The organism is Halobacillus sp. BBL2006 (assembly GCF_000786645.1).
GTDB lineage: Bacteria > Bacillota > Bacilli > Bacillales > Halobacillaceae > Halobacillus.
The window spans coordinates 1-2,596 of record NZ_JRNX01000176.1 but is presented as its reverse complement, the minus strand read 5'-3'; the positions used below and the strand labels follow the sequence as shown (position 1 = coordinate 2,596).

2 protein-coding genes are annotated in these 2,596 nt (G+C 42.2%); one reads left to right on the top strand and one right to left on the bottom strand.

The window, feature by feature from the left end:
* Window positions 1–50: 50 nt before the first annotated feature.
* Window positions 51–1,529: a DEAD/DEAH box helicase gene (locus tag LD39_RS06330; protein WP_035544116.1), complete on the bottom strand. Its 1,479-nt coding sequence runs from the start codon at window positions 1,527–1,529 to the stop codon at window positions 51–53.
* A gap of 228 nt (window positions 1,530–1,757) precedes the next feature.
* On the opposite strand from LD39_RS06330, the gene LD39_RS06320 reads away from it, so the two are divergent.
* A partial coding sequence (locus tag LD39_RS06320) for a DMT family transporter (RefSeq protein WP_035544111.1) occupies window positions 1,758–2,596 on the top strand: 839 nt, incomplete at its 3' end.

Here is a 2,596-nt window from a genome sequence, read left to right as displayed (position 1 = left end):
AAAACACAAAACAAAAGCCAGACCTTTAAAAGGTCTGGCTTTTTCTATCTTTATTTAGCGTTGGAATTATGCCCCTTGTTCTGGTATCCACGCTTCCCTTTACCGTTGAAGTTACGGTTACGAGATTTGTTTTTAGAATTGAAGTTGCGATTGCCGCCTTTACGATAATTTTTCTTACCGCCTTTGCTCTTATCGCGCTGTGCATTTTTCACACTGATCGGCTGAACACTAGACAAACGAACAGGAACTTCACTGCGTTCTTTTGTCATCATTTTCAGTGCAGCTGCTACTAGATCAGAAGCATCGTACTGTTCAAGTAGTTCATTCGCTGATTGCCTGTAATTATTCAAGTTATTGTTATTGATCGTTTCAATCAGTTTTTCAACAACAACTTTTTGCTGACCGCGAGCAGCTTCTTCAGAAGAAGGAACTTTAAGGCGTTCCACTTTCTTCTTCGTAAGTTTTTCAATCAAATGCAGCTGGTCTTTTTCACGAGGGGTTACGAAAGAGATAGACTCCCCTTTACGTCCCGCACGGCCAGTACGTCCAATACGGTGAACGTAGCTCTCCGGATCCTGTGGAATATCGAAGTTGTACACGTGAGATACTTCAGAAATATCCAGTCCACGTGCTGCCACGTCTGTCGCTACAAGAATTTCGATGCGTCCACGTTTGAATTTATTCAAGGTAGACATACGTTTTCCTTGCGTCAAGTCTCCGTGAATTCCTTCAGCGCTGAATCCACGCGCTTGAAGTCCGTCTGCCACTTCGTCAACACGACGCTTCGTACGCCCGAAGACAATTGCAAGTGCAGGGTCGTGGATATCAAGAAGACGAGTCAATGTATCGAATTTATGTTTTTCAGGAATCTCAACATAGAATTGCTCGATATTTTCAACTGTCATTTCTTTCGCTTTAACTTTGACCTCTTCTGGGTTGTTCATCAAAGTTGTTGCGATGTCACGAATTTCCTTCGGCATAGTTGCTGAGAATAGAAGTGTCTGACGTTCTTCCGGAAGAGCTTTCAGGATATCACGGATATCATCGATAAAGCCCATGTTCAGCATTTCGTCTGCTTCATCAAGTACAGCCGTGTGTACACTTTGAAGCTTAATTGTTTTACGACGGATATGGTCAAGAAGACGTCCAGGTGTCGCTACAACGATGTGGTTGGATTTAAGCGCACGGATTTGGCGCTCCATGTTCGATCCACCGTAAATCGGAAGGGCACGGACTCCTTTACTTTTTCCAAGACGGTTCATTTCTTCTGCTACTTGAATAGCAAGTTCTCGTGTCGGGGCAATGACAAGTCCCTGAACACCGTTCATTTGCTTATCAATTTTTTCAAGCATCGGAATACCGAATGCTGCCGTTTTACCTGTACCTGTTTGAGCTTGACCGATCACGTCTTTCCCTTGAAGCCCTAGAGGTATTGTCTGTTCTTGAATTGGCGTTGTTTCCTCAAAACCCATAATGTCTAAAGATTTAAGAATAGGTTTTGATAAACCTAGTGATTGAAATGTTGTCAATTATTTCATGCTCCTTTAATTTTAAAGTCTTCTACCTTTATTTGCCTATATACATGTAAAAAAAGCCATCCGCCACAGGGCACTGGATAGGCTTCTCTGGTATCTGCCTGATAGATTCATTCATCATAACACACATGACATAGTTAATTCTACACATTTTCTCTATGCTTTTCAAACCCAAGAATGATAAAATGAGTGCAACCTGATATTGATTAGAGGAGGGCATCAATGGATAAGCCTCCAATTCATCCATATATAATTTTAATGTTCGGGGTGCTTTCCATTTCTACAGCTGCCGTTTTTGTAAAGCTGGCTGGAGATGCCCCCAGTTCTATAATCGCTTTTTATCGTTTATCGTTAGCTGTTATCATCATGGCTCCTTATGTAGTATGGAAACACGCAGACGAACTTAAACAAATTCATCGGAAGGACTGGATGCTTGCTATATTAGCCGGCATTTTCCTTGCCTTCCATTTCATCTTCTGGTTTCAGTCTCTAAACTATACGTCTGTAGCCAGTTCGGTTGTACTCGTATCATTACAACCGATATTCGCCTTTATCGGTACGTTTCTTTTCTTCAAGGAGCGATTCACGGTAGGCGCAGTCCTTAGTCTGGTCATTACGATTACAGGAAGCATCATCATCAGCTGGGGAGACTTCCAGATCAATGGTCTGGCTCTGTTAGGTGATATGCTGGCACTATTGGGAGCATTCACAGTAACGGGTTATTTTCTGCTAGGACAGAACTTGAGAAAGCGTCTTTCTCTGATGACTTATACATTCATCGTTTACGGTATGGCTTCCTTAACATTATTGCTCTATAACCTCATCGTTAATCAACCATTTACAGGATACAATGGAGAGCAATGGATGATTTTCTTAGGTTTAGCCATTATCCCAACCTTTTTCGGTCATTCATTATTCAACTGGACGTTGAAATGGCTGAGTACGTCTACGATTTCCATGGCTATCTTACTTGAACCGATCGGAGCTTCCGTTTTAGCTTATTGGCTCCTGGGTGAAGCAGTGACATGGACGCAATGGCTTGGAGGATCTATAGTCCTTTT